Below are 2,137 nucleotides of genomic sequence, written 5' to 3'. Positions count from 1 at the left end.
CCGGCCCGGTCCCGGGTTCCGGCCCGGTCCCGGGTTCCGGCCCGGATGCCGGCTCGGCCCCGGACTCCGGCCCGGCGGCGCCGGCGGGCTCGGTCCCCGGCTTCGTCCCGGATTCCGCCCCGGCGGCGCCGGCGGGCGCACTCCCGGGTGCCGGTCCGGTCCCGGACTCCGGCCCCGCCGTCGTCTCGGCCGGTCGCGCCGGGACGACCGGCGGCGGGGAGGAGCGCGCGTGAGTGCCGGCCCCGCCCCCCTCCGGGTGCTCGTCGTCGAGGACGACCCCGTCGCCGCCGACGCGCACGCCCTGTACGCCGGACGCGTGGAGGGCTTCGAGGTCGTCGGGGTGGCCCACTCGCGGGCCGCCGCCGTCCGGCTGCTCGAGCGGCGGCAGGTGGACCTGATCCTGCTCGACCTGTACCTGCCCGACGGGCACGGGCTCGGACTGCTCCGGGCCCTGCGCGCCGCCGGGTACTCCGCCGACGTCATCGCCGTCACCTCGGCGCGCGACCTGGCGATCGTCCGCGAGGGCGTGTCGCTGGGCGTCGTCCAGTACGTCCTGAAGCCCTTCACCTTCGCCACGCTCAGGGACCGTCTCGTGCGGTACGCCGAGTTCCGCGCGGCCGCCGGGGAGGCCTCCGGGCAGGACGAGGTGGACCGGGCCCTCGCCACCCTCCGCGCCCCGCACCCCGCCGCCCTGCCGAAGGGGCTGAGCGCCCCCACCCTGGAGGCGGTGACCCGTACGCTCCGTGAGGCGCCGGACGGGCTCACCGCCGCGGAGGCCGGGGCCGCCGTCGGCATCTCGCGGATCACCGCCCGCCGCTATCTGGAGCACCTGGTGGCCCAGGGCCGGGCGGGGCGGGCCCCGCAGTACGGGCAGATCGGCCGCCCGGAACTGCAGTACCGGTGGCTCGGCTCGGGGGGCCGCGGTTACTGATCGGTTCCCATGTTCCTACGACCTGCCACGTCGGACGAACACACCGTAGCCAGCCGTCACCCTCCGCACCTACCGTGGCCGGGTGCACCATCCCTCCCCGCCCTTCAACGCCCCGGCCGCGCGACGACTGCGTGAGGGCCTCGGCATGACCCACGGCCATGTGGCGTACGGGCTGCGCGCCCAGTACGGCATGTTCGTCACCCCCGACACGGTCGCCGCCTGGGAACGCGGCCGGCTCGCCCCCACCGAACAGGAGCTGACGGCCCTCGCGGGCGTTCTGTGGTGTTCCTCCGCCGATCTGATCGCCGCCGCCACCACCCTGCGCGAGCACCGGATGGCCCGTGGCCTGTCCGCCGAGGAGCTCGCGCGGCGCGTGGGCGTCACCGAGCAGGCGTACCGGCGCATGGAGGACGAGGGCCGCTGGCGCGGTACCGAGCGGCAGACGGCCGCCCTCGCGGAGTGCCTCGGGCTCGGTCCGCGCGCGCTGATCACCGCGACCGGCGGCGACGAACGGCTCGCCGCGCTGCTGCGGGACGCCGCCACCACGCGGTGGCAGGCGTACGTGAAACCGGCGGTGAAGATGCTGCCGCTGCCCAAGGCCCTCGTGGAGTCCGCCCTCCAGCGGCTGCACGCCGAGTACCACGCGCGGATGGCGGCCACCAGCAGCTGGGGCGCCTCCGGGGCGACCGGCGACGCGGGCCGCGCCTACCTGGAGGAGATCAACGAGCACTTCTGGGCGGCCGTCGGCGCGTAGCGGTGCGGGCGGGGCGACGCCTGCCCCGGCGGGACCGTGCGGGAGGAAGCCCCACCACGGCCCCGGCCCGCCGCGCTCGCGGGTCCCGACGCGGTCGCCGGCCCGCACCGCTCGCGCGCCGGACCGAGCCGGGCACCGTGCTCGGCGCGTGCCGCTCGCGGAACGGTCGTACCCCGGCCGGGGCGCGCGCCGGGGTGGTGCGCCCGGTCCTCGCGGTGCCGGCGGACGCGGGACGACCCCGCGCACGCGGCACCGGGGCCGCCGGCACCGCGGCGGCGAGCGGTCCCGGCGCTCCCGAGGGCCTGGCGCGGGCCTCGCGGCCCGCCGGGCGGGGCGGCCTCGTCGGCCCCGCCCGTCAGCGGCGGTCGAAGGCGAACAGCTGCCCCGCGGCGTCGGGGGCGCACGGCGCCTGGGCCAGCCTCGCCCCGGCGGCGGCGCGGTCGCCGACGACG

Annotated in this window: 2 protein-coding genes and 1 pseudogene; all 3 read left to right on the top strand. The window is 78.6% G+C overall.

Going from position 1 to position 2,137, the window contains the following annotated elements; translation table 11 throughout:
* Positions 1-233: pseudogene (locus RIF68_RS35130) on the top strand (MFS transporter); the annotation flags it as partial.
* The gene (locus RIF68_RS35125; protein ID WP_309055612.1) at positions 230-931 is read left to right on the top strand and encodes a response regulator; all 702 of its coding nucleotides are present in this window, start codon (positions 230-232) and stop codon (positions 929-931) included. The pseudogene RIF68_RS35130 and the gene RIF68_RS35125, both read left to right, overlap by 4 nt.
* A 145-nt stretch (positions 932-1,076) precedes the next feature.
* Entirely contained in the window at positions 1,077-1,685 is a 609-nt protein-coding gene (locus tag RIF68_RS35120) for a helix-turn-helix domain-containing protein (protein ID WP_375165793.1), read from the top strand.
* Positions 1,686-2,137: the final 452 nt, after the last annotated feature.

The sequence above is a fragment of the Streptomyces sp. genome (assembly GCF_031178505.1).
Taxonomy (GTDB): domain Bacteria; phylum Actinomycetota; class Actinomycetes; order Streptomycetales; family Streptomycetaceae; genus Streptomyces; species Streptomyces gulbargensis.
This window is presented reverse-complemented; position numbering and strand designations above follow the sequence as displayed.